The following is a 25,514-nucleotide window of genomic DNA, read 5'->3' as shown; positions in this document are numbered from 1 at the left end:
GGCCCCCTGAATGGCGTACCTTGTTCTGTTTTCCGCTCATCGACCGCCCACCGGTACCTGCGTGGTTTCCTTGCCGCGCGTGACGCGGACCGTGGGGCCCGAATAGGTGAGCGCTTCGGGACCGGCGGTCGGCATTGCGGCCTGCTGCGGGGCGGTCGAGCCCTGCGGCGGAACCGTCCGGCGCTGGAAGCGCGAGACGTTGCCGCCCGTGACAAAACTTGCCTTGCCGTCGATCGGGCGCGACATCGCCTGGCGCAGGATGCGTTCTTCCTCTTCGGGCGTGGCGTCATCGGGGATCGTCACATCACCCGAAGCGATCGCGCGTTCGAGTTCGGTCTGGTTGTCGGCCAGCGAGCGCAGCGACAGGCTGAGCACGCCGATGGTCTGCGCGACGGCGACCTTTTCGGCGATCACCGGAGTGACTTCGAGCGTCACTGTGCGGAACTCCTTCACCACGGTCGAGCCGTCCTCGTTCTTTTCAGACACGGTGGACTGATCGGTGGCCAGAACGCGAAGGTTACGAAGGATGGTTTCCGACGCCTTCAGATTCGCACCCTCGGTGCCATCGACCTCCTGCGTCAGGACCATGTCGACGCGGTCACCCGGGAAGACGAAGCCGGCCACGCCCGACTGGGCGGTCACGGGAACGGTGATGGCGCGCATGCCCGGTGCCAGAGCGGCGGCGAGGAAGCCGCGATCGCCCGGCGCGACCAGCGTGCCCTGCGTGACGGGTTCGCCGGCCGTGATCGGGTGGCGTACCACCGTGCCCAGCAGCTTGCTCATATCGGCTTCGCCGTCGAGGAAATAGGCGTCCTGGACCAGCTCTTCGGGCCACAGCTGGAAGCCGATTGCATCGGCCGTTATGATCGTGCCGACCGGCAGCGCGCGCTGGGCAACCAGGACCTTGGGGCCCTGCGCTTCGACCCGCGCCGCGGCATCGGCCTGCGGTGCGCTTGCGCCGGCGAACATGCTGCGCGCAATCAGCGCCGTACCAACCGCGATTACCAGCGCGGCGATCAGCAGAACCAGCTTCTTCCTATCCATGGCTGTCTAGCCCCCTAATTCGGCCCGCCGGTCAAAGGTGCGGGCAAGTATGGTTTCGTGCCTTACGGGCGAATTGGTTAAGAACGGGTTCTCAACCGCCTGCGACGGGCCCCGCCTGCGCCAGCAACTGTCCGCTGGCGACGATCCAGATGCCCGCGAGCGAGATCGCCGGGCCGTAGGGGACCCACAGGTCCCGTTCGTGCCGGCGAATGATCCGGATCGATCCGAACGTGACGATCAGCAGGACTGCGAACGGTGCTGCAACGAGCGCGATGGCGGCTGATGCGCTGCTCGCCGCAGCCGCGATCAGCGCTTCGGGCACTGGCAATTGCGGCCCACCCAGGACCGCGCTCGCGAAGAGGGCCGCGATGAGCGTTCCCACCAATAGCATTGCGGTATCGCGCGCCGGACGGGTCCTGATCGTGGTCGAATGCGCCACTCGCCACGCAGCAATCCCCATCGTCAGCACCCAGCCGAGCATCGCCATCGCGATCAGCAGCAAGGTAAATTGCGAGGGCGGGATCCACAGCGCCAGCGCGGTCAGCAGCTTGACGTTGCCGCCGCCCATCTGGCGAATGGCGAACAGCACGCAGCAGGTTGCGAAGACCAGCAGGGCCAGTCCGATCTGGAAGCCGATGCCGGGCCAGAGCGGCAATCCGATCGACAGCCAGTACAGCGGCGCACCAAGCGCAACGGTCAGCGTCAGCCGGTTGCTGATCGTCCGGTGCCTGAGGTCGGTCACGATTACCCAGAGCAGTGCGATTGCCAATCCGGCAAGCAATACGTAGGTGAAAGTCTGGTTTTGCATGACGCTCCGCAAGCTCTGCTTCGGACGGCAGTGATAGCGCAGCGTGCTTACCAAAAAGTAACCATAGAGGAGGCCGCGGACACCGGCATGCCAGCGCCACAGGAAACCTTCGACCGCCGCGCCATTCCCGCGTCCGCGACCGAATTGCGTTTCGTCCTGCCCGATGGACATGCGATCAGGCGGATCGACTGGCCGGGATCGGGCGGCGGCAAACGGGGATCGATCTTGTTCCTTCCCGGGCGCGGCGACTTCTACGAAAAATATCTCGAAACGCTCGATCACTGGCATGGCGAAGGCTGGCGCGTGACCGCCGCCGACTGGCGCGGCCAGGCCGGTTCGGGGCGGCTCGGCGGCGACGCGGTGACCGGCCACGTCGCGGATTTCACCGACTGGACCGCCGATCTCGCGCAGCTGTGGCGTGCGTGGAAGGAAGACACCCCCGGGCCGCATGTCCTGGCCGGCCATTCGATGGGTGGGCACCTGGTGATGCGCGCGTTGGTCGACGGCCAGGTCGATCCCGATGCGGCGGTGCTCAGCGCACCGATGATCGGCATGGCGGGGCCCCCGCTGCCGCTGGGCCTGCTGCACATGGTGGCGCGCTTGATGACGCGGATCGGCGACCCCCGGCGCCAGGCCTGGAAATGGAGCGAGAAGCCGGGCGAAATGCCGGCTGACCGCAACGCCCTGCTGACCCATGACGGCGGGCGCTATGCCGACGAGCTATGGTGGCGCGAACAGCGCCCCGAACTGGTCATGGGGCCCGGCAGCTGGGGCTGGGTCGAACGGGCCTATGCCTCGGTGCGGCACCTTGCCCGCAAGGGCATGCTCGAAACGGTCCGCGTGCCGGTGCTGGTGCTGAGCACTGCAGCGGACCGGCTGGTGAGCCATGCCGCCGCGGGCCGCGCGGCCGAGCGCTTGCCGCAGGGCGAACTGATCGCCTTCGGCGACGAGGCGCGCCATGAGATCCTGCGCGAGGTTGATCCGGTGCGGGCGCGGGCGCTGGCCGGGATCGCCGAATTCCTCGACCGCGTCGCGCCGGCGGGAGCAAGGCCATGACCGCCGATTTCGCGATCGTCGGCGCCGGCATTGCGGGTGCCAGCCTGGCCGCCGAACTGGCCGAGGGCGGCGCCAGCGTGCTGGTGCTCGAGGCGGAGGATGAACCCGGCTACCACGCGACCGGACGATCCGCCGCATTCTGGGAGGAATGCTATGGCGGGCCCGAGATCGTGCCGTTGACGCTGGCATCGGGCCCGTTCCTGCGCGACGGCGGTTTCCTACGTCAGCGCGGCGCCCTCTACATCGCGCGCGAGGGCGACGAGGAACTGGTGACCGACTTCATGCAGCGTTTCGTCCCGACCGGTGCGACGATCCAGCACCTGGGACGCGCCGACCTGCAAAAGCGGCTTCCCGGAGTCCGTCACGAATGGTCCGATGCGATCTGGGAGCCGGTCTGCGCCGATATCGACGTGGCCGCACTGCACGCGCATTATCTGGCGCGCATGCGTGCCGCCGGGGCGCAGCTGGAATGCCGTGCACGGGTGTCGGGGCTCAAACGCGACGGCGGGCGCTGGGAGATCGCGACCGACCGCGGCGCCGCCCACCATGCAGCGACCATCGTCAACGCTGCCGGCGCCTGGGCCGACGATCTGGCGGCGATGGCAGGTGCGCAGCCCGCCGGGATCGAACCCTATCGCCGCACGGTGGCACAGCTGCGGATCTATCCGCCCGTGTCGAACGATCTTCCGCTGGTGCTCGACATTCGCGGCCGGTTCTATTTCAAGCCCGAATCCGGACGTCTGTGGGTCAGCCCGCACGACGAAGTGCCGAGCGAGGCGTGCGATGCGGCGCCCGAAGAGATGGCTGTCGCCGAGGCGATCGCGCGGCTCGAGGAAGTGGTCGACTGGCGGGTGGAAGCGGTCGAGCACAAGTGGGCCGGGCTGCGCAGCTTCGCCAAGGACCGCCGACCGGTCTACGGTTACGATCCCGCAGTCGAAGGCTTCGCCTGGTTCGCGGGGCAGGGCGGCTTCGGTATCCAGACATCGCCGGCTGCTGCGCGCCTCGGCCGCCAATTGCTGCTGGGCGAGGCACGCGACGCCCTGACCGAAACGCTCGACGCCGAGCTTTATTCACCGGCGCGCTTCGCCTAGCCAAAAATGCGCCGGGCGCTAGGATGCGCCGGATCACGCCAGCTATTCAGGAAGGGAAAAATGGCTCATCACTTCGAAATCTACCGCGACAAGGCCGATGAATACCGCGTGCGGTTCAAGTACAATTCGGAGGTGATGTTCTCGACCGAAGGCTATGCCTCGAAGGCGAGCGCGCAGAACGCCATCGATTCGATCAAGAAGAACGGACCCGACGCGGAGATCGTCGACAACAGCTGATCAGGCGGTGCGCGCGATCCGTTCCGCCTCGTCGCTGGCGAGGCGGTCCACCCGCTCGTTCTCGGGATGGCCCGCGTGGCCCTTGACCCAGTGCCATGCGACGCGGTGATGCGCGGTCAGCTCGATCAGGTCGTGCCATAGATCGGCGTTGCGGACCGGCTTCTTGCTGGCATTGACCCAACCGCGTTTCTTCCAGCCGTGGACCCACTTGGTGATCCCGTCGATCAGGTACTTGCTGTCGGTATAGAGATCGACCTCGCAGGGTTCGATCAATGCACCCAGCGCCTTGATCGCGGCGATCATCTCCATGCGGTTGTTGGTGGTGTCGGGATCGCCGCCAACCAGTTCCTTTTCATGCGGCCCCATGCGCAGCAGCGCGCCCCAGCCGCCGGGGCCGGGATTGCCCTTGCAGGCCCCGTCGGTGAATATTTCGACTTGCTTCATGCGAAGGCGCTCTGGCCGCTGGCGCGGTAGAATTCCAGCCGCCTGGCGAAATCCATCGGGTCCTTGCGGTGGACAAGCGCGTCGTCGGGCGTGTCGAGCCAGTCCTGCGCGCGGCTGGCGATGAACCGCAGGCAGGCGCCCTCGGCCAGCAGCGGCAGCGCGGCCCGTTCGTCATGGCCGAGCGGGCGCAAAGTTTCATATCCCTCGATCAGCGCCCGGCCGAGCGCGCGATCGCAGCGCGAGCCGGTCCCGTCGAAGCACCAGGCGGCATGGGTCACGGCGAGATCGTACGCCATCGACCCGGTGCAGGCGAAATAGAAATCGATCATCCCGGTTACGCGGTCGCCAAGCATCAGGACGTTGTCGGGAAACAGGTCCGAATGGATGATCGACCGGGGCAGGGCGCGGGGCCATTCGTGCACGATCGCCTCGCCCGTCTCGAGGATCGGGGGCAGATCCGGATCGATCGTGCCCAGCGCTGCCGCGCCGCATTGCTTGAGGATATCCAGAGTGTCACCCGGCTCGAGCGTGCTGGTGCGCGATTGCGGGAAGTCGCGCGCGGCGAGATGGATCTGCGCCAGCGCGCTGCCCACCGCTCCGGCCTGCCCGGGCGTCGGGGCGCTGGGCGAAAGACCGGGAAGGAATTCGATCAATGCCACGGCCTTGCCGTCCAACATCCTCCAGGCCGCGCCGTCGCGGTCGTGAATGGTGCGCGGCACGGGGCAGCCGCTTGCCGAAAGGTGATCGAGCAGACCGAGGAAGAAGGGCAGGTCGGCGGTCTCGATGCGCCTTTCGTACATCGTCAGGATAAACCGGCCCCGCGTGGTTTCCAGCAGCCAGTTGGAATTCGAGACGCCTTCGGCGATGCCCTTGAAGGAAACCAGCCGGCCGACGTCGTAATGCTCCATCAGCCGAGCGAGATCTTCGGCCCCGAGATGGGTATAGACCGCCACGTCAGTCGGTGAGTTGGCGCGGCAGCTTGAAGATCATGTTCTCTTCGGTGGCGGCGATCACCTCTTCCTCGACCAGCCGCCAGTCGGAGAGCCGGTCGACCACTTCGCGGACGAGCTTTTCGGGTGCCGAAGCCCCTGCCGTCAGGCCGATCGTGCCTATGCCCTCGAGCCAGGCCGGATCCATTTCGTCGGCACGCTGGATGAGATAGGCGGTGGTGCCCAGCCGTTCGGCCACTTCCACCAGCCGCAGCGAGTTGGAGGAATTGGGTGCACCGATAACCAGCACCAGGTCGCAGCTCGCCGCGATCTGCTTGACCGCCGCCTGCCGGTTGCTGGTGGCATAGCAGAATGTCTTCCGCCTTGGGCGCAACGATCTGCGGGAAACGCGCTTCGAGCGCCGCGATGATGTCGCGCGTATCGTCGACCGAGAGCGTGGTCTGCGAGAGGTAGGAGAGATCGTCATCGGGACCGAAGTCGAGCTCAGCGACGTCGTCGATCGTCTCGACCAGCGTGATCCTCCCCTCGGGCACCTGGCCCATCGTGCCAATCACTTCCGGGTGACCCGCATGACCGATGAACAGGATGTGCTGGCCCTTTTCGATCTGCCGTTCGGCCTGGCGGTGAACCTTACTCACCAATGGGCAGGTGGCGTCGACATACAGCATCTTGCGCCGTTCGGCTTCTGCCGGGATCGCTTTGGGCACTCCATGCGCGCTGAACACGACCGGTGCGTCGTCAGGCACCTCGTCGAGTTCCTCGACGAAGATCGCGCCCTTCGCCTTCAAGCTGTCGACGACATAACGATTGTGCACGATTTCATGCCGGACATAGACCGGGGCACCGTATTTCTGCAGCGCACGCTCGACGATCTCGATGGCGCGGTCGACCCCTGCACAGAAGCCGCGCGGCGCCGCGATCAGGAGCTTGAGGGGCAGGCGCGGATCGTTTCCGCTGGTGCCGGGCGTGGATGGAAAGGGGGCATTCATGTCCCGCCCTCTAGCGCTTTCGCGCAGGCCAAGCTAGGGCGTCCCGCAGCCTGAGGGGCTACGAATTCGAATGACCGCAAAAGGGAAATTAGCCGCATGACCATCCGCACCCGTCTGCTGCCCGCACTCGCTGCCGGTCTTGCGCTTGCCGGCTGTTCTACGGAAGGCGATCTGGTTCTCAACCAGGGGGTCGGAATTTCGGCGGTCCGCTCGACCTGCCCGGCGGTCGGTATTCCCGACTATACCGGCGATATCACCACCTTCCGTGCCCCGGGTGCGACGACGCAGGCGGATCTCGATGTCACGGCGGCAATCACCAACCTGCGTTCGAACTGCAACGAAGAAGCGGGCGACCGGGTCTATACCGAAGCCAGTTTCGACGTCGTTGCCCGCCGCAGCGACACCACTGGAAGCCGCACGGTCACGCTGCCCTATTTCTCCACCGTGCTGCGCGGCGGTTCCTCGGTGGTCAGCAAGCGGGTCGGCAATGTCACCCTGCAGTTCGCCGACGGGCAGGAACGCGCGCAGGCCAGCGGCACGGCGGCCGCCTATGTCGATCGCGCTGCCGCGACGCTGCCCGAGGACATCCGCGAGCAGATCACCCGCAAGCGCGAACCGGGCGACCCCGACGCTGCGCTCGATCCGCTGGCCGATCCCGCGGTGCGGGCCGCAGTGCAGCGCGCCACCTTCGAACTGCTGGTGGGTTTCCAGCTGACCGAAGCGCAGCTGCGCTACAACGCCACCCGCTAGGGCGCTGCGGGGCGCGCCTCGCATCTTGCCATTTCGCGCCGATACGCTAGGCGCGCGCCATGGCTGATTTGCACACTCTTCACGCGGCTTTCGCCGCCCGGATCGACGCGGTTTTGAACGCTCTCGAGATGGAGGGCGTGCTGCCTGCCGATACGCCCCGCGGCAATGTCGCGGTCGAGCCGCCGCGCGATCCCTCGCACGGGGACCTGGCGACGAATGCCGCGATGGTGCTGGCCAAGCCGGCCAAGACCAATCCGCGCGCGCTGGCGGAAAAGATCGTCGAGCATCTGCAGCGCGAACCCGACATCGACGCTGCCGATATTGCCGGACCCGGCTTCATCAACCTGCGCCTTTCGCCCGACGCTTGGCGCCGCGAGCTGCTGGCGATCGCCGAGCTGGGCGACGACTATGGCCGTTCCGCCCTGGGTGACGGGCAGACGGTCAATGTCGAATATGTCTCCGCCAACCCGACCGGTCCGATGCACATGGGCCACTGCCGCGGCGCGGTGGTGGGCGATGCGCTGTGCGGTCTGCTCGAATGGGCGGGCTACCGGGTCGTGCGCGAATATTACGTCAACGATGCCGGCGGGCAGGTCGACGTGCTCGCGCGCTCGGCGCATATGCGTTATCGCGAGGCGCTGGGCGAGGATATCGGCGCCATTCCCGAAGGGCTGTATCCGGGCGACTACCTCAAGCCGGTGGGCGAGCGGCTCGCGCAGGAATTCGGCGACGCCTACAAGGACGCCGACGAAAGCGAATGGCTCGAGCTGTTCCGTCACCGTTCGGTCGCCGCGATGATGGAAATGATCCGCGCCGATCTCGCGCTGCTGGGCATTCATCACGACCTGTTCTCCTCCGAAGCCGAACTGCAGGCAGCGAAGAAGCCCGAAGCCGCCGAGGCGTGGCTGCGCGAAAAGGGCCTGGTCTACGACGGCGTGCTCGAGGCGCCCAAGGGCAAGGCACCGCCCGAGGACTGGGAGCCGGTCGAACTGCCGCTGTTCCGGTCGACCGAATTCGGCGACGACCAGGACCGTCCGATCAAGAAGTCGAACGGGGCGTGGACCTATTTCGGTGCCGATCTCGCCTACCACTTCCAGAAGGCCGAGAATGCCGATGCGCTGATCGACATCTGGGGCGCGGACCATGCCGGTACGGTCAAGCGGATCAGGGCCGCGGTCGCCGCTCTGACCAAGGGTGCCGGGCGCGATGTGCCCTTCGACGTCAAGCTGGTGCAGATGGTCAAGCTGCTGCGCGACGGCGAACCGGTGAAGATGTCCAAGCGTTCGGGCACTTTCGTGACCTTGGCCGAGGTCGTCGAAGAGGTCGGCAAGGACGTCGTGCGCTTTACCATGCTCACGCGCAAACCCGATGCGCAGATGGAATTCGACTTCGCCAAGGTGGTCGAAGCATCGAAGGACAACCCGGTCTTCTATCTCCAGTATGCCCATGCGCGCATCCATTCCACGCTGCGCAAGGCGGGCGTTGAGCCCGGCAGCGACAATCTCGACCGCCTGGGTGCGGACGAGCTGGCGCTGGTCCGCGAGGCGGCCCAGTTCCCGCGCGTGGTCGAAGCGGCCGCCAAGGCGCGCGAACCGCACCGGATCGCTTTCTTCCTCGGCAACCTCGCCGCTGCCTTCCACAGTTTCTGGAACGCGGGTAACGATGATCCCGCAATGCGGATCATCCAGGAAAGCGACCCCGAGCTTACGGCGGCGCGGCTGTTCCTGGCATCGCAGGTCGCGCAGGTGATCCGCAACGGGCTCGCCATTCTTGGGGTCGAGGCAGTGGAGGAGATGTGAGCATGACGGGGGCGAGCGCTTACGGCAGTGGCAGCGAGTGGGAGAACGAGGACCAGCTCGACCTCGCCGATGACGAGAGCCTTCCCTGGCTCGAGGCGGGCGAGGACGAGGAGCAGGCCGCGGGTTTCGACACCTCGCGGTTGATCCTGCTGGGCGTACTGGCGCTGATCGTGCTGGCCCTTGTGGTCGGGGCGATCTGGTTCGTGGCCAACCAGACGTCCGACGAGCCCGAAGCCGATGGCAGCGTGATCGCCGCCCCGGACGAGCCCTACAAGAGCAAGCCCGAAGACCCGGGAGGCAAGACTTTTGCCGGCACGGGCGATACCAGTTTCGCCGTGGGTGAGGGGCAGACGCGTGAAGGCCGGCTGGCCGAACCGACCACGACGCCGGCCGCCGCGGCTGACGACAGCGATGGTTCGGACGCGGGCAATGCCGCGGCGCCGGCCACGCCTTCGGGTACGGCGGTCCAGGTCGGTGCCTATCCGCGACGCGAAGATGCCGAGGCCGCGTGGTCCAACCTGATGCGGCAGACCGAAGCGCTCAACGGCGTCCGCCACCGGGTGGTCGAGGCACAGGTCGATATCGGACAGGTCTACCGGCTGCAGGCGCTCGCGGGCGACCGGGCCTCCGCCAATCGGCTCTGTGCGGCGCTGAAGGCCGACGGCCTCGCCTGCTTCGTCAAATAGAGCGGTCTCGCATCCGGTATCCACACCTGCCGCGCGCCGCGAACTTGCGGGAACGCGCGCCGCGGCGCATTTTCAGCAGATGACACCCGCCATTTTCGGCATCGCCGGGACCGCACTGGGCGCCGACGAGCGCGCCTTCTTCAAGGACGCCGACCCGGCGGGCTACATCCTCTTTGCGCGCAATTGCGAGAGCAAGGACCAGCTGCGCGCGCTGACCGACGAACTGCGCGCGATCCACGGACGCGATCGGCTGGTCATCTCGATTGATCAGGAAGGTGGACGGGTCGCCCGGATGAAACCGCCCGTGTGGCAGGCTTATCCCGCGGGTGAAGTATTCGCTGCCCTGTGGGACGTCGCCCCCGCTTCGGCGATCGAGGCCGCCCGCGCCAATGCCGAAGCCATGGGCCGCGAACTGGCCGCCATGGGGGTCACCGTCGATTTCCATGCGCCATTCGATGTCCGGCGCCCCGAAACCGACGATGTCATCGGGGATCGTGCGCTGGGCAGCGACCCGTTGCAGGTCGCCGCGCTCGGCCGGGCGGTGCTCGACGGGCTGGGCCGGGCGGGGGTCGTTGGCTGTCTCAAGCATATGCCGGGCCATGGCCGCGCCACTTGCGATTCGCACAAGGAGCTGCCGCATGTCGCCGCCAGCGATGCCGAACTCGAAGTGGATATCGAGCCGTTCCGCACGCTTGCTGCGCATCCGCTGGGGATGAGCGCGCATATCGTTTTCGAAGCCTGGGATGCCACGGTGCCGACAACGCTTTCCGAGACGGTCGTACGGGACATAATCCGCGGCCGGATCGGGTTCGACGGGCTGTTGCTGACCGACGATATCGACATGCAGGCGCTCGACGGCACCATTGCCGAACGCTCGCGCCGCGCACTCGCGGCGGGATGCGACATCGTGCTCAATTGCTGGGCCAGGATGGAGGACCAGCAGGCGATCGCCGATTTGGGGAAGACGATGTCCGACCAGTCGGCGCGCCGGCTTGAAAGGGTGCATGCGGCGATGCATCCGCCTTCCGATGGCCCCGATACGGATGAGCTGCTGGCCAAGCGCGACGCATTGCTCGCGCTGGCGGAAAAGCGCGCGGCGTGACCGACAGCGGCCTGCTGTTCCCCGAGGACGATACCGCGCCGCAGGAGGATTGGGATGGCATTGCGGCAGAGGCGGCGGTCGATGAGAATGCGCTCTATCTCGAGCTGGATGGCTGGGAGGGTCCGCTCGACCTGCTGCTCGACCTCGCGCGGCGGCAGAAGGTCGATCTGCGGTCGATCTCGATCCTCGCTCTGGTCGACCAATATCTCGACTACATCGACCATGCCGAGGCGTTGAAGCTCGAACTGGCGGCCGACTATCTGGTGATGGCCGCCTGGCTTGCCTATCTCAAATCGGCCATGCTGCTTCCGAAGGACGAGGAAGAAGCCCCCGGGCCCGAAGAACTCGCCCTCAGGCTGCAACTGCGCCTGCAGCGGCTTGGCGCGATGCGCGATGCGGCGGCCCGGCTGATGGGCGGCAACCGGATCGGCCGCGATGTTTTCCTGCGCGGCGCGCCCGAAGGGCTCGAGATCGAACGCAAGACGCGTTGGCGCTGCGACCAGTTCGCGCTGATCGAGGCCTATGGGCGCGTTAAGGCGCGGACCGCCCCGGCGATCCACATGGTGCGCGAACGACCGGTGATGACGCTCGAATCTGCGCTCGACCGGGTATCCAACATGCTCGGCGTGACGCTCGACTGGATCGAATTGCGCGATTTCCTGCCCCCGCACGCGGAGCCCCGCCTGCGCAAGTCGGCGCTCGCCTCGAGCTTCGTCGCCGCGCTGGAACTGGCGCGGCTGGGCAAGGCCGAATTGCAGCAGGACGATACGTTCGGACCGCTCCGGTTGCGGCGGGTCACCGGCTGATGGACGATCTCGCCCGCGCCGTCGAAGCCGCGCTGTTTGCAGCGGAAGAGCCGATGACTGCCGAAGCGCTCGCCGGTTTCCTGGGCGATGCGGCGGTCGGCGACGTGCGCCAGGCGCTGCGCAGCGTGGCGCAGGATTACGAACCGCGCGGCATCCATCTGGTCGAGCGAAGCAAACGCTGGCATTTCGAAACCGCGCCCGATCTCGCGCACCTCCTGCGCCGCGAGCAAGAGCAGATCAGGCGGCTGAGCCGCGCGGCCACCGAAGTGCTGGCGATCATTGCCTATCACGAACCGGTCAGCCGCGCGGAAATCGAATCGATCCGCGGGGTGCAGACCAGCGGCGGGACGCTCGACGTGCTGATGGAAGCGGGATGGGTCAGGATCGCGGGCCGCCGAGAGGTGCCGGGTAGGCCGACGATCTATGCGACGACGCCCGAATTCCTCGAGCATTTCGGCCTGTCGAGCCGCCGTGACCTGCCCGGAATCGCGGAATTGCGCGCCACCGGCCTGCTCGACCCGGTCGACGATGCCTATGACGAGTTGATGGGAGAGGCCACAGGCGAGGATGGGGCGGACGATACCGAGCGAAGCGACGATCCCGAAGAGAGCTGACTGGCGCTAAGCCCGCGCAACGCCTATATTCGCATTCAAGCAATGTGAAAGAGAAGGTCCCATGGGTCTCAGTGTCTGGCAGCTCGCCATTATCGCCGTCGTCGTGCTCGTCCTGTTCGGTCGCGGGCGGATTTCCGAAATGATGGGCGATTTCGGCAAGGGCATCAAAAGCTTCAAACAGGGCATGAATGAAGACGACGCGCCCGCCAAGCAGCTCGGCCATGAAGCCAAGCCCGCCGACGAGGCACTCAAGCCCGACCAGGTCAAACAGACCACCGACACCAAGTGATCCGCTAGCGGGCAGAGGCAGGCTATGTTCGATATCGGCGCCAGCGAATTGCTGGTGATCGTCATTGTGGCGATCCTCGTGATCGGCCCCAAGGACATGCCCAAGGCGCTGCGCCACGCGGGCCGCTGGATCGGCAAGCTGCGCCGCATGTCCAACCATTTCCGCGCCGGGCTCGACGAAGTCGTCCGCCAGGCCGAGATCGAGGAAATGGAAGACAAGTGGGCCGCGCGGAACAAGGAAATCATGGCAAAGTATCCCGACGGTTCCTCGCCTGAAGGGGGCGCGCCGGAGAACCTCCTGCCCGACCAGCCGATGGAACCGCTGGCTGCGGCAGGCGAGGTGCCCGATGCCGATGCCGCGGCGGAAGCCGCGATCAAGCGTGCCGCCCCGGTCAAGGCGGCCGAACATTCGGACGAACCCACCCTGCCGCTCGACCCTCCGCCCCCGGGCAAGGATAGCTGACATGGCAGTGATCAAGGACATCGACGAAAGCCAGGCCCCGCTGCTCGATCACCTGATCGAACTGCGCGGACGGCTGGTGCGCTGCGTGCTGGCGCTGGCGCTTGCCTTCGGCGTGTGCCTCTACTTCGCCGATCCAATCCTCGGCTTCCTCATCCAGCCGCTCAAGAATGCCTTTCCCGTGGGCGAAGGCCAGCTGATCTTCACCAAGCTCTACGAGGTCTTCTTCGTCGAGCTGAAAGTCGCCCTGTTCGCCGGCTTCTGCCTGAGCTTCCCGATCATCGCCAACCAGCTATGGGCGTTTATCGCGCCGGGGCTCTACGCCAAGGAAAAGCGGGCCTTCCTGCCGTTCCTGCTGGCAACGCCGATCCTGTTCGGGATGGGTGCGGCGCTGGCGTATTACGTCGTCATGCCCACCGCCTTCCGCTGGTTCCTCGGCTTCGAGGGAACCGCGGGCGGGATGGAGATCCAGGCGCTGCCGACCGCCAATGAATACCTCGGCCTGGTCATGCAGTTCATCCTCGCTTTCGGGATGAGCTTCCTGCTGCCGGTGCTGCTGCTGCTGCTGCATCGCGCGGGTCTTGTCACGCGCGACCAGCTGGTGTCCGCCCGGCGCTATGTGATCGTGCTGATCGTAGCGCTCGCAGCGATCATCACGCCGCCGGACCCCGGTTCGCAATTGCTGCTCGCGGTTCCGCTGCTGCTGCTGTTCGAAGGTTCGCTGGTGCTGATGCGGCTGACCGATCGGCGCCGCCGTACTGACAGCGACGGTACCGACGAGGCTCAGTCCGCTTCGTAGACCTTGCGCCCGCCGACCCAGGTTTCCAGCACCTTGGTCGCCCGCAGTTCGGCAGGCGAGGCCAGCAGCGGATCGCGGTCGATCAACACGAAATCTGCGCGTTCACCGGGCAGCAGCCGGCCGAACCGGCCTTCGGCGAACCCGGCATAGGCCGCTGCGCTGGTAAAGCCGGCCAGCGCCTGTTCGCGATTGACGCGTTCCTCGGGTCGCCAGCCGCCGAACGGTTCGCCATTCGCATCCATCCGCGTGGTCGCTGCGGCGAGGCCGGCGAAGGGATCGGGCGATTCGACCGGAGCGTCCGAGCCGAAGGCCAGTCGCCCGCCAAGCTGCAGGATGCTGTTCCAGGCATAGGCGCCGTCGAGCCGATCCGGCCCCAGCCGCGCTTCGGCCATCGAGCGGTCGCTGGTCTGGTGAACCGGCTGCATCGAGGCGATGACGCCGTTCTGGCCGAAACCGGACAGGTCCGCCGGATCGATGATCTGCGCGTGTTCGATCCGCCAGCGCCGGTCGCCGGGGAAGCTTTCGCTCAGCTCGGCGATCGCGGCCAGCGCGTCGGCATTGGCGGCAGTCCCGATCGCGTGGATCGCGGGCTGGAAATTGCCCTGCGCGGCGCGGACCAGGATGTTGCGCAGCTTGGCCGGGCCGGTCAGCGGCAGGCCGGTGTTGCCGGGATCGTCCGCGTAGGGCTGCTTGAGCCATGCACCGCGGCTGCCCAGCGCGCCGTCGAGGTAGATCTTGATCCCGTTCATGCGCAGCTTGTCGTCATACAGCCACGGCGTGGGACGGGCGCCGGCGATCAGTTCCATCTCGTCCGGACCAGCGGCATAGGCCATGATCCGCAGTGTCAGAGCATCCTTGTCGCCCGCGCGGCGGAAGGTCTGCCAATCCTCGATCGTCGTGCCCATGTCGGCCACGGCGGTAATGCCGTTGCGGTGGAGGACCTCCTGTGCCTTGGCGAAGGCAAGGTCGCGCTCGGTCGGGCGCGGGGCGGGAATGGCGCGGGTCATCAGGCTTTCGGCGGCATCGACGAAGACCCCCGACGGGGCCTGCGAACCGGGCATGCGCTCGACTCGCCCCCCGGCAGGGCTTTCCGTCGCCGCGGTGATCCCTGCGGCTTCCATTGCCATCGTATTGGCCCAGCCGGCGTGCCCGTCGACGCGCTGCAGGTACACCGGACGATCGGCGACCGCGCTGTCGAGCTCGGCAGCGGTGGGGAACCTGCCGAGGCCCCATTTCTCCTGATTCCAGCCGCGGCCGAGAATCCAGGGCCGGGCCTCGTTTTCGGCAGCGAAGCGGCGGATCTTGTCGAGCGCTTCCTCGAGCGAATTCGTATCGGACAGGTCGAGCGTGAGCGCGCCGATGCCGATGCCCATGACATGCGCGTGCGCATCGATCAGCCCGGGGATCATGACTGCACCGTCGCCGTCTTCGCGGAAGTCGGTCTTCGGCACTTCGTCCCGCGCGGTCAGGATCTGCGCGACCTTGCCCTCGTCGTCGATCACCAGCGCGGTGAACCGCTTGAGCTTGCCATCCTCGCCGATCGTAAGACCCTCGACATTGTCGACCAGCACGTCCGCCGCGGCGGGCGTGGCGAGCGCAAGAGCCAGGGTTGATACGAGGAATTTGAATGACATGTCAGGCAGTCCCGTCTCGGTTAAGCGCGCCCAGCGATAAGGCATAGCTTGGTAGAGGCAAACCCTTTCGGCGATTGCGCCGCGCCTCAGCGCGCCGTAGGGGCGCAGACCATGACCCAAGCATCCTCCGCGCATGCCGACGCCCCCAAGGCGACCGACCAGCTGACCCTCGCCGATGTCCGCGCGGCCGCCGCACGCATCGCTGGTGCGGTTGTCCGTACGCCGATGCTGCGTTCGCAGACGCTGTCGGACATCGCCGGTGCGGATATCTGGCTGAAATTCGAAAACCACCAGTTCACTGCCGCCTACAAGGAACGCGGCGCACTGAATGCGCTGCTGCAGCTGAGCGACGAACAGCGCGCGCGCGGCGTCATCGCGGCTTCGGCGGGCAACCACTCGCAGGGCCTGAGCTACCACGGACGCCGGCTGGGCGTGCCGGTGACCATCGTCATGCCGCAGACCACGCCGAGCGTTAAGGTGATGCAGACCGAAAGCGTCGGCGGCCAGGTCGAGCTGGTGGGCGAGACCTTCGATGAAGCCTATGCTCATGCGCGCGAGCTCGAGCGCGAACGCGGGCTTACCTTCGTCCATCCCTTCGATGATCCGCAGGTCGCGGCAGGGCAGGGCACCGTCGCGCTCGAGATGCTGGAGGAGAAGGACGATTTCGATTGCCTGGTCGTGCCGATCGGCGGCGGCGGGCTGATGAGCGGCATGGCCACCGTGGCCCGGGCGCTCAAACCCGAAATCGAAATGGTCGGGGTGCAGGCTGAACTTTTCCCCTCGATGTACTCGGCGGTGACCGGGGACGAGCGCCCCTGCGGGGGCGATACGCTGGCCGAAGGCATTGCCGTGAAGGCCCCGGGCCAATTTACGCGCCAGATCATTGCCGAGCTGGTCGACGAAGTGCTGCTGGTCAAGGAATCGACGCTCGAACATTCGGTCTCGCTGCTGTTGCAGATCGAGAAGACCGTGGTCGAAGGGGCAGGCGCTGCCGGGCTCGCCGCGGTGCTGTCCAATCCCGAAAGGTTCGCCGGCAAGACCGTGGGGCTGGTGCTGTGCGGCGGCAATATCGACACCCGCCTGCTGGCCAATGTGTTGCTGCGCGACCTGGCGCGTTCGGGCCGCCTCGCTCGGTTGCAGGTGGTGTTACAGGACCGCCCCGGCGCGCTGTTCAAGGTCATGCGCGAATTCAACGCGCATGACGTCAACATCATCGAAATCTACCACCAGCGGATCTTTACCACGCTGCCGGCCAAGGGCCTGACCGCCGAGATCGAGTGCGAAGCCCGCGATGGCGGCCAGATCGATCGGCTGGTCGAAAACCTGCGCGCCAAGGGCTATGTCGTCGAACTGGCCGAACTGGCTTGAACCGGGGCCTTGATGACGCCGCCCGGCGGAAGAACGGGGCCGTTTGGCGAGGGGTGGTGGCTTTTCATGGTAAAGAGGGTTTTAACAAAGGACCCGCTCTGGCATTGATAGGCGCAGCAGGTAATTGTCCCCGCCGCCAAAAGGACGTCGCCGAAAGTGACCGCACCGATACGCTTCCCCCGCTTTTTCGTGACCAGCCCCGCGCCGTGTCCGTACCTGCCGGGCAAGAGCGAGCGGAAGGTGTTCACCGAACTGCGCGGCGACAATGCCGACGAATTGAACGAAGCGCTCGGCCGGATCGGGTTTCGCCGCAGCCAGACCGTGGCCTACCGCCCCTCGTGCCTCGATTGTCATGCCTGCGTATCGGTGCGGGTCGTGGCGAAGGAATTCCGCCCGTCCTCGTCGCAGAAGCGCACGCTCAAGGCGAATGACGATCTGATCGCGACCGAATGCCGCCCCTGGGCGACGGCAGAACAGTTCGAACTGCTGCAGAAGTACCTCGCTGCACGGCACCCCGGTGGTGGCATGACGCAGATGGAGGAAAGCGACTTTGCAGATATGGTGGAACACACCAGTGTTACCAGCTATGTGATTGAATATCGGGAGCCGGGCATCGGCACCGAACCGGGGCGTCTCGTGGGGGCGTGCCTAACTGACTATCAGGGTGACGGGCTGTCGATGATCTACAGCTTCTATGACCCTGAACATGGGGATCGCGCCGGTCTTGGGAACTACATCATTCTCGACCACATTCGCCGTGCGGCCGACAATGGGCTGCCTTTCGTCTACCTCGGCTATTGGGTCGAAGGGGCCGAGCGAATGCAGTACAAGGTCCGCTACCGCCCGCTCGAACGGCTCACCCGCGGTGGGTGGGAGCGCATGCCCGATGCGGAACAGAAGCAGCTTATCGCCGCTGCAACCGCGCCGCGAGCCAAGCGCCGCGACGATCCGCTTCCTGCGAAAGACGGGCTTGCTGCAGAGTATAAGGTCGACGACTGAGGTCGCGCGCGGCGCGCTTGCGACCTGTCTTGCCCTCGCGGCGTTTGCGGGTGCGCAGCCAGCAGTTGCGCAGGACACATCCGCGCCGGCGTCCCTTGAGGACCTGATCCCCGACAGCGCGGTCGACAATCCCGAAGCCTGGGCGCAACAGGGCACCGACGAAGGTGTGACCAGCGCCGAACCCGTGCTGGCCGCCGAAACGCCGATCGCCGATCTGCCCGCCATGCCCGTCGCATGGCCCGGCGATGTTGAGATCGAACCGCTCGAGCCGCTCGAACCGGAAGGCGATATCCAGTTTGCGGACCTGCTCGAGGATGCGCCGCAAATCGCTTTCGAAGACGCGGAAATCGAGACGCTGTCCAATTCGCTGGTGCTCGGCTTTCCGCAGAAGGAGCCGCCTTTCACCGAGCGCGGCGACTTCGTCGACCGGTTCGAAGCGCTCTCGACGATCGAAGAACTCGACAATGGCGATGAGAACGTCGCCCAGCTGGCGGCGCGCGCGCGCGAGGACGAGGAACTGCTGGCGACGCTGCTGCGGGTCTATGGCTATTACGATGGCGAAATCGTCCGCACGATCGCCACGCGTGACGCCGGCGAGGATAGCGCCGACCAGAATCCCCGCGTCCGTTTCGATGTCATTCCCGGGCCGCGCTATACCTATGGCGCGATAGACCTGGGCGAGCTCGACACGGCGACCGATGCGGCAGAGCTGCGCAATTCCTTCGACATCCAACCGGGCGAATATTTGCAGTCCGACACGATCCTGGCCGAACAGTTCGACCTCGACCGTGCGCTGGGCGAAACCGGCTATGCCTTCGCCGAAATCGACGAACCCGAATTGCTCATCGATCACGATCGGGTCGAGGGCGATCTGACGATGCCGGTGCGCCCGAATGGCAAATATGTCTTCGGCGGCGTCGTAAGCGACGACGAGGCGTTTCTTTCAAGCCGCCATCTCGAGCGTATCGCCCGTTTCGAACCGGGCGATGTCTACCAGCGCAGCCTCGAGTTCGACCTGCGCCGCGCGATAACCGCGACAGGGCTGGTCTCCAGCGCCAGCGTCGAAGCCCGCGAAATCGAGGCCCCGCAGGGCGACGAGCCGGGCGTGGTGGCCATGGACGTGAGCATGGAACGCGCCGAGCTGCGCACCATCGCCGGGGCGATCGGTTACGGTTCGGAAGAAGGCGTCCGCATCCAGGCGAGCTGGGAGCATCGCAACCTCTTCCCGCCCGAAGGCGCGTTGCGGCTGCGCGGCATCCTCGGCACGCGCGAACAATTGGCGGGTGTCACCTTCCGCAAGAACAATTTCGGCGGCCGCGACAAGGTGCTCACCGTCGATGCCTACGCCTCGAGCATCGACACCAGCGCCTATGATGCGCGCACGGTTGCGCTGACGGGCACGTATGAACGCACCTCGACATTGCTGTTCCAGAAGCCGCTGGCCTGGGCGCTGGGCGGCGAGATTCTCGCCACCGACGAGCGCAATCGCATCGTCGATGGGGTGGCTCGCCCGCGCCAGACCTATTTCATCGCTTCGCTGTTCGGCCGTGCGACGATCGACACCAGCGATTCGCTGCTCGATCCGACCCGCGGTTTCCGTGTCACCGGGTTCCTTGCCCCTGAAACCTCGCGCACCGAGGGCGAGCAGTACTATTACCTGCGGAACCGCGTCGATGCGGCCTATTACCAGTCGGTGGGCGAACGCACGGTGATCGCGGCGCGCGCGGCTTTCGCCAGCATTCAAGGCGCCGATCTCGTCGGCATCGCGCCCTCGCGGCGGCTTTATGCAGGTGGCGGCGGATCGGTGCGCGGCTATGGCTACCAGTCGATCGGTCCGAAGAACCAGTTCATGGAACCGATCGGCGGACGCAGCCTCGTCGAGGCCTCGCTCGAAGCGCGCATCGGGACCGGCTTCTTCGACGGGGCGGTATCGGTCGTGCCGTTCTTCGACCTGGGCAGCGTGTCGACATCGACCACGCCCGATTTCGACGAGATCAAGATGGGGGCCGGTGTGGGCCTGCGCTATGCGACCGGCTTCGGCCCGATCCGCGTTGATGTAGGCGTACCGCTCAACCCCGAACCCGAAGATTCCCCGGTCGCGGTCTACATCTCGCTGGGGCAGGCTTTCTGATGCCCGAAGAGCGCGCGACCGCCCCCGAGGCATCGGTTTCGAGCCGCACCGCATCCGGGCGCGGGGGCCGCAAATGGCTGCTGGGCCTGGCCGCGGGCCTCGTGCTGCTGGTGGTCGGTGCGCTGGCGCTGTTGAACACACCGATTGGCGAGCGTTTCCTCGCCAATCGGATTGCCGAACGCACCTTCCCCAACGGGCTCAACATCCAGATCGGCCGGATCGAGGGCAATCTCTACGGCGCGGCAGTGTTGCACGATGTGCGTGTCTCCGATCCGCAGGGCGTGTTCCTGACGATTCCCCGCGCGGAAGTGGACTGGAACCCGGGTGCATGGCTGTCCAACCGGCTCGAGATCGACAGCTTCGCGGCGCGCAGGGGGCAATTGTCGCGCCTGCCCGAGTTTCTGCCGAGCGAGGATGAGGGGCCGATATTGCCGGGCTTCGACATTTCGGTCGAAGAACTGGTGATCGACGATCTCACGCTGGCCGGCGGCATCGCCGGAGAAAACGCGCAGCGGGTCAACATCACCGGGAGCGCTCAGGTCGATGACCGCAGGCTGTTGCTCGATCTTGACGGGCGCCTGGGCGCGCGTGACCGGGTGGTGCTGGTGGTCGACGCCGAACCCGATGGCGACGATTTCGATCTTGCGCTGGATGCCTCCGCCGCGGCGGACGGGCCGATTGCCGCACTCGCCGGGCTCGATGCTCCGCTCGACATGCGCGTGCGCGGCGATGGCACCTGGACGCAGTGGGACGGCGCATTGCTCGTCCGCAGCGAAGACGAACGGGTCGCCGCCCTGCAACTGACCAACCGCGCTGGCCGGTTCGGCTTGCTGGGAACGGTCGACCCTACCGTATTCCTGACCGGCCTGCCAGCCGAAGCACTTGGCGACAAGGTGGCGCTCAAGGGCGATATCGCGATCGACAACCGGGTGTTCGACGGGACGGCCATAGTGGCTGGCCGCAAAGTCAGCCTTTCGGCCGAAGGGCTGGTCGATCTGGCCGACAATCGGGCGGACGACCTCGAGATGGTGGTGCGGGTGCGCGATCCGGCGGTGCTGGGCGACGGTTTTGCGCTGCGCGATACGCGGCTGACCGCCACGCTCGACGGATCGTTCGACGATCTCGCCATTGCTCACGAGGCGCGCGTAGGCGAACTGGACATCGGCGGAACCGTGCTCACCCGCCTGAAGCAGCAAGGCACCGCGCGCTATGATGGCACGCGCTGGACCCTGCCGCTGGATCTGACGGTCGCCCGGATTGCCAGCGGCAATGCGCTGGTCGATCCAAGACTTGTCGACGGCACCGGCCGCGGCACTTTGGTCCTGACGGGATCGACATTGCTGGCGGACGATTTGCGGCTTTCTTTCCCCAGCGCGGCAGCCAACCTCGCGCTGCGCGGCGATCTCGCCCGTGGAAGCTACAGGATTCGCGGACCGGTGCGCGCGCAGGGCCTGGCGCTGGACGATATCGGGACCGCGGGCGGCACGGCCGTGATCGATTTCGCGCTTGCCCCGGGGGCTCCCTGGCGCCTTTCGGCCGAGCTCGACGCGCGTATCGCACCGGTCACCAACGCCACCCTGGCCAATCTTGCCGGCACGCCGATCCGTGTACGCGGCGGAGTTGCGGTGGGCGGAAACGCACCGCTCGATTTCAATCGCCTGCGCGTCAACTCGAATAAGCTCGCTCTCTCGGTCGATGGCAGCATCCGCGCGGGCACCACGCAGGTCGCGGGCAGCGGCAGGCATGTCGATTACGGTCCCTTCACGGTCGAGGCGAGCGTCACCGATGCCGGGCCCAGCGCCGCGCTGGTGTTCGCCCAGCCGGTGACGGGGCTCGAGAATGTTCGCCTCGCGATAGCGCCAACCGAGGATGGGTTTGCGATCGAAACCGATGGCGAATCGGTGCTGGGGCCCTTCGCCGGCCAGTTGGCACTGGTCGCCCCGGAAGCCGGCCCTACGCGGCTATCCATCGAAACCATGCAGCTGTCGGATACGCAGTTGACCGGCGCGCTGACCCTGGTCGATGGCGGCGTCGATGGCACGATCGCTCTGGCAGGCGGCGGCCTCGATGGCACAGTAGCGCTCGCGCCGCGCGGCGCGGGGCAGGGCGTCGATGTCGATCTGCAGGCACGCAACGCCCGGTTCGGCGGGGACACCGTCCTGCGTGTCGCGCGCGCCGATGTCGAAGCAAGCGGATTGCTGGCCGAGGGACGGACCACCTTCACCGGTTCGGCCACGGCGGCAGGCCTGTCCTATGGCACCCTGTTTATCGGGCGCCTGGCCGCCGAGGGCGAACTGGACAATGGGGTGGGCCGGGTCGATGCCTCGCTTTCGGGGCGGAGAAGCGGACGCTTCGTACTCGACCTCAACGCGGCGATCCGCCCCGAACGGATCGCAGTCGCAGCGCAGGGGGAATTCGCCGGGCGGTCGATATCGATGCCGCGCCGCGCCGTGCTGACCAGCCTCGACAATGGCGGCTGGCAACTTGCACCGACGCAGCTGTCCTATGGCGACGGCGCGATGGTCGCTGCCGGCAGCTTCGGCGGCGGCAATCTCGATTTCGATTTCAAGCTGGCGCGCATGCCATTGTCGCTGATCGATGTGGTGCGCCCCGATACGGGGCTGGGCGGGACGGTTTCGGGTACGGTCGATTACCGCGCCGGTGCCAATGGCCTGCCATCGGGCGAAGCCAAGGTGAAGATCGAGCAATTGACCCGCTCGGGCCTGGTGCTGACCTCGCGGCCCGTCGATGTCGCACTGGTAGCGCAGTTGACCGATACCGAACTCGCCGCGCGGGCCCAGCTTGCAAATGCGGATATCCAGCGTGGCCGGATCCAGGCCCGGATCACGGGTCTGCCCGCACAGGGCATGCTGCTCGACCGGCTGCGCGAAGGCAGCTTGTTCGCGCAATTGCGCTACCGCGGCGCGGCAGAAAGCCTGTGGCGGCTGGCCGCGCTCGATACGTTCGATATCACCGGTCCGATCGCGATCGCCGCCGATGCCAGCGGAAGCCTGCGCGACCCGACCGTGCGCGGCTCGATCTCGGGCGAAGCGCTCCAGCTGCGCAGTTCTCTGTCGGGTACCAATATCCGCGATATTGCGCTGCGCGGACAGTTCCGCGGTTCGCGGCTGCAGCTGACGCGGTTTGCCGGCACCCCGGTCATTGGCGGAAGCGTGACGGGAAGCGGGATCGTCGACCTGCGGACCCTCGGCGAGGCGGTGGAAGGCCGTATACTCGAGATTCGCGGCCCGACGATCGATCTGCGCATCGCAGCCGATAATGCCCAATTGCTTGATACGGGCGGCTTGAGTGCCACGGTCACCGGACCCTTGCGCATCGTATCCAACGGCCTTGGCGGCACCATTGCGGGCCGCGTACGCGTCAACCGCGCCAGCTGGACGCTGGGAACTGCATCGGACGATCTGCGGATTCCGCAAATCGCCACGCGCGAGATCAATGCCCCGGCCAACCGGGGCCCGCAGGCAGCCCCGTCGCGGCCTTGGCGCTATCTGATCGACGCACGGGCAACCAGCCGCATCGATGTCGACGGGATGGGCCTCGACAGCGAATGGTCCGCCGATGTCATCCTGCGCGGAACCACCGATGACCCGCGGATCGGCGGCAGCGCCGAAGTCGTGCGCGGCGATTACACCTTCGCCGGAACGCGGTTCGAACTCACTCGCGGCGAAATCGAATTCGATGCCAATCTGCCGGTCGACCCGCGGCTCGACATCCGGGCCGAAACCGAGCGCGACGGACTGACTGTCGAAGCGACGGTACAGGGCAGCGCGACCCAGCCGGAAATCGCCTTCAACTCGAATCCCTCGCTGCCCGAGGAAGAACTGCTGGCCCGACTGCTGTTCGGCGGGTCGGTCACCAGCCTGTCGGCCACCGACGCGTTGCAGCTTGGCGCTGCGGTTGCCAGCCTGCGCGGCGGTGGCGGGCTCGACCCGATCAACCAGCTACGCAGCGCGATCGGCCTCGACCGGCTGCGGATCGTCAGCGCGGATCCGGCGCTGGGGCGCGGCACGGGCGTGGCGCTGGGTAAGAATTTCGGACGGCGCTTCTACGCCGAAATTATCACCGATGGCCGCGGATACAGCGCGACCGAACTGGAATTCCGGGTGACGAGCTGGCTGTCTCTGCTTGCTGCGGTGTCCACTGTCGGACGCGAAAGCCTGGTGGCTGAAATCAGCCGCGACTACTGATCCGCGGCGTTGCGCGGATCGGGTGCCAGGATCGTGTCGATCGGAATGACGACCCCGTTGTTCACCGCGGTGGCGCTATCGACCAGCGCGGCGCGGGTGTCGCCTAACGAAACATACAGCTTCCCTTCCGATCTTGAAAAATAGACCAGCGTTCGGCCGAGCGTCGTCATCGCGACGGGCCCGCCTTCGCGGTCGATCGCGGCGTCGATGGCTTCGGGTGTGAGGTGCCCCGGCAGAAGGTGGTTGCGCAGGATCGCGATCAGGACGGGACGGTGCTCCGGTTCGAGCAATGGCATGGCGCGATCGTTCACCGCTGCGAACGCTGCGTTGGTCGGGGCGAGAAGCGTGTAGCTGGCTGGGCCGTCGAGCACGGTAGTGAGCTGCGATTTCTCGATGGCGTCCTGCGCCGCGCTGAGATCCGGGTCGGAGCCAAGTGCGGCAGCGACCGTAAGCGCTCCGGCATCCTCGGTAAGGACGGGATTGTCGTCATCGGGCTGAGGTTCGCTGCCGCAGGAGGATAGCAGCGCCAACGCAAACAACGGCAGTACGGCATGCCCTGCGCGCCGGGCGAGGGACGAGGGGGGTGTCATACCAAGAGATCGATCGCTGCGGTGACCCGCCGGGTCCGCGGATCGACCCGGTACACATAGCCATCTACATAGCGGTACCAGACCGTGGGCGTATCCTGGTAACGCGTGCGATAGGAATAGGGGACGTTGTAGACGTCGTAGCCAGCGGGCATTTCCTGCCCGATGACGAATTCGTCACCTGTCAGCAGCGCGGCCACTCCGGTGATCGAAGCGTCTTCCGGATCTACCCGGTAGAGAACATTTTCGGCAAAGCGATAGGACGCTGCGGAACCGAGATCGAAATAGTCGACATAATAGGCCGGAGCGGCCGCACTCTCGATCCGTTCGGGCCAGGTCTTGCCCAAGGCGAGGGCGCCGCCGAGAAGACCTGCCCTTGTGCGATAGCCGTCGAGCCACTGTTTCATCCGGGCGGTGCGATCGGTTTGCAGGCACGCAGCATTGCCCACCGCAGATCCGGACAAGCATTCCGCCCCCGATACCGCTTCGCCGGCAAAAGCGTTCATTTCGGATCCATTTGCGGCATTCGTAGCCGGTGCGGCGCGTGCGCCGATCGATACGAGCGCCATGACTGCCGCGGCTGCGACCACCCTACGCATTAAGAATACTCCTTCGTCCTTGCAACGGCGACGCGGGCCCTACGGTTCCATGCCGTTCGACGAGT

23 protein-coding genes and 1 pseudogene are annotated in these 25,514 nt (G+C 66.2%); 16 read left to right on the top strand and 8 right to left on the bottom strand.

Annotated elements, in window-relative coordinates; all coding sequences use genetic code 11:
- Positions 1 to 36: 36 nt before the first annotated feature.
- Together cpaB and SJY12_RS07475 are read right to left on the bottom strand one after the other, a co-directional pair.
- Positions 37 to 1,044 carry a Flp pilus assembly protein CpaB gene (cpaB, locus tag SJY12_RS07480; RefSeq protein WP_397504942.1) on the bottom strand — a complete coding sequence of 336 codons (1,008 nt, stop codon included), beginning with the start codon at positions 1,042 to 1,044 and terminating at the stop codon, positions 37 to 39.
- Between the two features lie 91 nt (positions 1,045 to 1,135).
- Positions 1,136 to 1,852 (bottom strand): prepilin peptidase, encoded by a 717-nt coding sequence (locus SJY12_RS07475; protein WP_397504941.1) that lies wholly within the window; start codon positions 1,850 to 1,852, stop codon positions 1,136 to 1,138.
- Between the two features lie 87 nt (positions 1,853 to 1,939).
- On the opposite strand from SJY12_RS07475, the gene SJY12_RS07470 reads away from it, so the two are divergent.
- From SJY12_RS07470 to SJY12_RS07460, 3 genes are read left to right on the top strand one after another with little or no spacing between them, the layout of a single operon-like run.
- Entirely contained in the window at positions 1,940 to 2,908 is a 969-nt protein-coding gene (locus SJY12_RS07470) for an alpha/beta fold hydrolase (protein WP_397504940.1), read from the top strand.
- Positions 2,905 to 3,999: an NAD(P)/FAD-dependent oxidoreductase gene (locus tag SJY12_RS07465; protein WP_397504939.1), complete on the top strand. Its 1,095-nt coding sequence runs from the start codon at positions 2,905 to 2,907 to the stop codon at positions 3,997 to 3,999. The genes SJY12_RS07470 and SJY12_RS07465 overlap by 4 nt, the downstream gene beginning before the upstream one ends.
- A 60-nt stretch (positions 4,000 to 4,059) precedes the next feature.
- Positions 4,060 to 4,236 (top strand): YegP family protein, encoded by a 177-nt coding sequence (locus SJY12_RS07460; RefSeq protein ID WP_082835446.1) that lies wholly within the window; start codon positions 4,060 to 4,062, stop codon positions 4,234 to 4,236.
- Here the strand turns inward: SJY12_RS07460 and rnhA are convergent, their stop codons facing one another.
- From rnhA to ispH, 3 genes and pseudogenes are all read right to left on the bottom strand, one after another.
- Positions 4,237 to 4,680, bottom strand: a complete 444-nt coding sequence (gene rnhA, locus SJY12_RS07455; protein ID WP_050600779.1) for a ribonuclease HI — start codon at positions 4,678 to 4,680, stop codon at positions 4,237 to 4,239. It abuts the gene before it with no gap.
- A complete protein-coding gene (thrB, locus tag SJY12_RS07450) occupies positions 4,677 to 5,633 on the bottom strand; it encodes a homoserine kinase (protein WP_397504938.1) in 957 nt (318 codons plus the stop codon). The genes rnhA and thrB overlap by 4 nt, the downstream gene beginning before the upstream one ends.
- A gap of 1 nt (position 5,634) precedes the next feature.
- Positions 5,635 to 6,619, bottom strand: a pseudogene (gene ispH, locus SJY12_RS07445) (4-hydroxy-3-methylbut-2-enyl diphosphate reductase).
- A 96-nt stretch (positions 6,620 to 6,715) separates the two neighbouring features.
- Here ispH and SJY12_RS07440 point away from each other — a divergent pair.
- The 9 genes from SJY12_RS07440 to tatC all read left to right on the top strand — a co-directional run bounded on the left by SJY12_RS07440 (position 6,716) and on the right by tatC (position 13,923).
- Positions 6,716 to 7,369: a hypothetical protein gene (locus SJY12_RS07440; protein WP_050600776.1), complete on the top strand. Its 654-nt coding sequence runs from the start codon at positions 6,716 to 6,718 to the stop codon at positions 7,367 to 7,369.
- 59 nt (positions 7,370 to 7,428) lie between these two features.
- Complete coding sequence (gene argS, locus SJY12_RS07435) at positions 7,429 to 9,168, top strand: arginine--tRNA ligase (RefSeq protein ID WP_397504937.1); 1,740 nt, start codon at positions 7,429 to 7,431, stop codon at positions 9,166 to 9,168.
- A 2-nt stretch (positions 9,169 to 9,170) separates the two neighbouring features.
- Positions 9,171 to 9,854, top strand: a complete 684-nt coding sequence (locus SJY12_RS07430; protein WP_397504936.1) for an SPOR domain-containing protein — start codon at positions 9,171 to 9,173, stop codon at positions 9,852 to 9,854.
- A gap of 79 nt (positions 9,855 to 9,933) precedes the next feature.
- Positions 9,934 to 10,956: a beta-N-acetylhexosaminidase gene (nagZ, locus tag SJY12_RS07425; RefSeq protein WP_397504935.1), complete on the top strand. Its 1,023-nt coding sequence runs from the start codon at positions 9,934 to 9,936 to the stop codon at positions 10,954 to 10,956.
- Positions 10,953 to 11,762 carry a ScpA family protein gene (locus SJY12_RS07420; protein WP_063511324.1) on the top strand — a complete coding sequence of 270 codons (810 nt, stop codon included), beginning with the start codon at positions 10,953 to 10,955 and terminating at the stop codon, positions 11,760 to 11,762. Before nagZ ends, SJY12_RS07420 begins: the two co-directional genes overlap by 4 nt.
- Entirely contained in the window at positions 11,762 to 12,376 is a 615-nt protein-coding gene (scpB, locus tag SJY12_RS07415; RefSeq protein ID WP_050600771.1) for an SMC-Scp complex subunit ScpB, read from the top strand. Before SJY12_RS07420 ends, scpB begins: the two co-directional genes overlap by 1 nt.
- A gap of 61 nt (positions 12,377 to 12,437) precedes the next feature.
- Positions 12,438 to 12,665: a twin-arginine translocase TatA/TatE family subunit gene (locus tag SJY12_RS07410; RefSeq protein WP_063506076.1), complete on the top strand. Its 228-nt coding sequence runs from the start codon at positions 12,438 to 12,440 to the stop codon at positions 12,663 to 12,665.
- 24 nt (positions 12,666 to 12,689) lie between these two features.
- Positions 12,690 to 13,127: a Sec-independent protein translocase protein TatB gene (tatB, locus tag SJY12_RS07405; RefSeq protein WP_050600769.1), complete on the top strand. Its 438-nt coding sequence runs from the start codon at positions 12,690 to 12,692 to the stop codon at positions 13,125 to 13,127.
- A 1-nt stretch (position 13,128) separates the two neighbouring features.
- Positions 13,129 to 13,923 carry a twin-arginine translocase subunit TatC gene (gene tatC / locus SJY12_RS07400; protein ID WP_341858491.1) on the top strand — a complete coding sequence of 265 codons (795 nt, stop codon included), beginning with the start codon at positions 13,129 to 13,131 and terminating at the stop codon, positions 13,921 to 13,923.
- Here tatC and SJY12_RS07395 read toward each other — a convergent pair.
- Complete coding sequence (locus SJY12_RS07395; RefSeq protein ID WP_397504934.1) at positions 13,908 to 15,557, bottom strand: amidohydrolase; 1,650 nt, start codon at positions 15,555 to 15,557, stop codon at positions 13,908 to 13,910. The genes tatC and SJY12_RS07395 overlap by 16 nt on opposite strands.
- 111 nt (positions 15,558 to 15,668) lie before the next feature.
- On the opposite strand from SJY12_RS07395, the gene SJY12_RS07390 reads away from it, so the two are divergent.
- From SJY12_RS07390 to SJY12_RS07375, 4 genes are all read left to right on the top strand, one after another.
- On the top strand, positions 15,669 to 16,925 hold the full coding sequence (locus SJY12_RS07390) for a threonine ammonia-lyase (protein WP_050600768.1): 1,257 nt from the start codon (positions 15,669 to 15,671) through the stop codon (positions 16,923 to 16,925).
- A gap of 156 nt (positions 16,926 to 17,081) precedes the next feature.
- The gene (locus SJY12_RS07385) at positions 17,082 to 17,924 is read left to right on the top strand and encodes an arginyltransferase (RefSeq protein WP_063506818.1); all 843 of its coding nucleotides are present in this window, start codon (positions 17,082 to 17,084) and stop codon (positions 17,922 to 17,924) included.
- Positions 17,896 to 20,055, top strand: coding sequence for an autotransporter assembly complex family protein (locus tag SJY12_RS07380; RefSeq protein ID WP_397504933.1), 2,160 nt, complete (start codon positions 17,896 to 17,898; stop codon positions 20,053 to 20,055). Before SJY12_RS07385 ends, SJY12_RS07380 begins: the two co-directional genes overlap by 29 nt.
- On the top strand, positions 20,055 to 24,263 hold the full coding sequence (locus SJY12_RS07375; RefSeq protein ID WP_397504932.1) for a translocation/assembly module TamB domain-containing protein: 4,209 nt from the start codon (positions 20,055 to 20,057) through the stop codon (positions 24,261 to 24,263). The genes SJY12_RS07380 and SJY12_RS07375 overlap by 1 nt, the downstream gene beginning before the upstream one ends.
- On the opposite strand, the gene SJY12_RS07370 is transcribed toward SJY12_RS07375, so the two are convergent.
- Together SJY12_RS07370 and SJY12_RS07365 are read right to left on the bottom strand one after the other, a co-directional pair.
- Positions 24,257 to 24,793 (bottom strand): fasciclin domain-containing protein, encoded by a 537-nt coding sequence (locus SJY12_RS07370; protein WP_397504931.1) that lies wholly within the window; start codon positions 24,791 to 24,793, stop codon positions 24,257 to 24,259. The genes SJY12_RS07375 and SJY12_RS07370 overlap by 7 nt on opposite strands.
- Positions 24,794 to 24,849: 56 nt before the next feature.
- Complete coding sequence (locus SJY12_RS07365; RefSeq protein WP_397504930.1) at positions 24,850 to 25,449, bottom strand: hypothetical protein; 600 nt, start codon at positions 25,447 to 25,449, stop codon at positions 24,850 to 24,852.
- Positions 25,450 to 25,514 lie beyond the last annotated feature (65 nt).

The organism is Qipengyuania sp. R86523, assembly GCF_044596365.1.
In the GTDB taxonomy this organism is placed as follows: domain Bacteria; phylum Pseudomonadota; class Alphaproteobacteria; order Sphingomonadales; family Sphingomonadaceae; genus Qipengyuania; species Qipengyuania citrea.
This window is presented reverse-complemented; position numbering and strand designations above follow the sequence as displayed.

Excerpts from the sequence above, each read along its gene's own strand:
- SJY12_RS07410 (WP_063506076.1), top strand. The coding sequence starts at position 12,438 with ATGGGTCTCAGTGTCTGGCAGCTCGCCATTATCGCCGTCGTCGTGCTC.
- SJY12_RS07365 (WP_397504930.1), bottom strand. The coding sequence starts at position 25,449 with ATGCGTAGGGTGGTCGCAGCCGCGGCAGTCATGGCGCTCGTATCGATC.
- cpaB (WP_397504942.1), bottom strand. The coding sequence starts at position 1,044 with ATGGATAGGAAGAAGCTGGTTCTGCTGATCGCCGCGCTGGTAATCGCG.
- SJY12_RS07460 (WP_082835446.1), top strand. The coding sequence starts at position 4,060 with ATGGCTCATCACTTCGAAATCTACCGCGACAAGGCCGATGAATACCGC.
- SJY12_RS07440 (WP_050600776.1), top strand. The coding sequence starts at position 6,716 with ATGACCATCCGCACCCGTCTGCTGCCCGCACTCGCTGCCGGTCTTGCG.
- scpB (WP_050600771.1), top strand. The coding sequence starts at position 11,762 with ATGGACGATCTCGCCCGCGCCGTCGAAGCCGCGCTGTTTGCAGCGGAA.
- tatB (WP_050600769.1), top strand. The coding sequence starts at position 12,690 with ATGTTCGATATCGGCGCCAGCGAATTGCTGGTGATCGTCATTGTGGCG.
- SJY12_RS07470 (WP_397504940.1), top strand. The coding sequence starts at position 1,940 with ATGCCAGCGCCACAGGAAACCTTCGACCGCCGCGCCATTCCCGCGTCC.
- argS (WP_397504937.1), top strand. The coding sequence starts at position 7,429 with ATGGCTGATTTGCACACTCTTCACGCGGCTTTCGCCGCCCGGATCGAC.
- SJY12_RS07475 (WP_397504941.1), bottom strand. The coding sequence starts at position 1,852 with ATGCAAAACCAGACTTTCACCTACGTATTGCTTGCCGGATTGGCAATC.
- tatC (WP_341858491.1), top strand. The coding sequence starts at position 13,129 with ATGGCAGTGATCAAGGACATCGACGAAAGCCAGGCCCCGCTGCTCGAT.
- SJY12_RS07390 (WP_050600768.1), top strand. The coding sequence starts at position 15,669 with ATGACCCAAGCATCCTCCGCGCATGCCGACGCCCCCAAGGCGACCGAC.
- SJY12_RS07395 (WP_397504934.1), bottom strand. The coding sequence starts at position 15,557 with ATGTCATTCAAATTCCTCGTATCAACCCTGGCTCTTGCGCTCGCCACG.
- SJY12_RS07465 (WP_397504939.1), top strand. The coding sequence starts at position 2,905 with ATGACCGCCGATTTCGCGATCGTCGGCGCCGGCATTGCGGGTGCCAGC.
- rnhA (WP_050600779.1), bottom strand. The coding sequence starts at position 4,680 with ATGAAGCAAGTCGAAATATTCACCGACGGGGCCTGCAAGGGCAATCCC.
- SJY12_RS07430 (WP_397504936.1), top strand. The coding sequence starts at position 9,171 with ATGACGGGGGCGAGCGCTTACGGCAGTGGCAGCGAGTGGGAGAACGAG.
- nagZ (WP_397504935.1), top strand. The coding sequence starts at position 9,934 with ATGACACCCGCCATTTTCGGCATCGCCGGGACCGCACTGGGCGCCGAC.
- SJY12_RS07375 (WP_397504932.1), top strand. The coding sequence starts at position 20,055 with ATGCCCGAAGAGCGCGCGACCGCCCCCGAGGCATCGGTTTCGAGCCGC.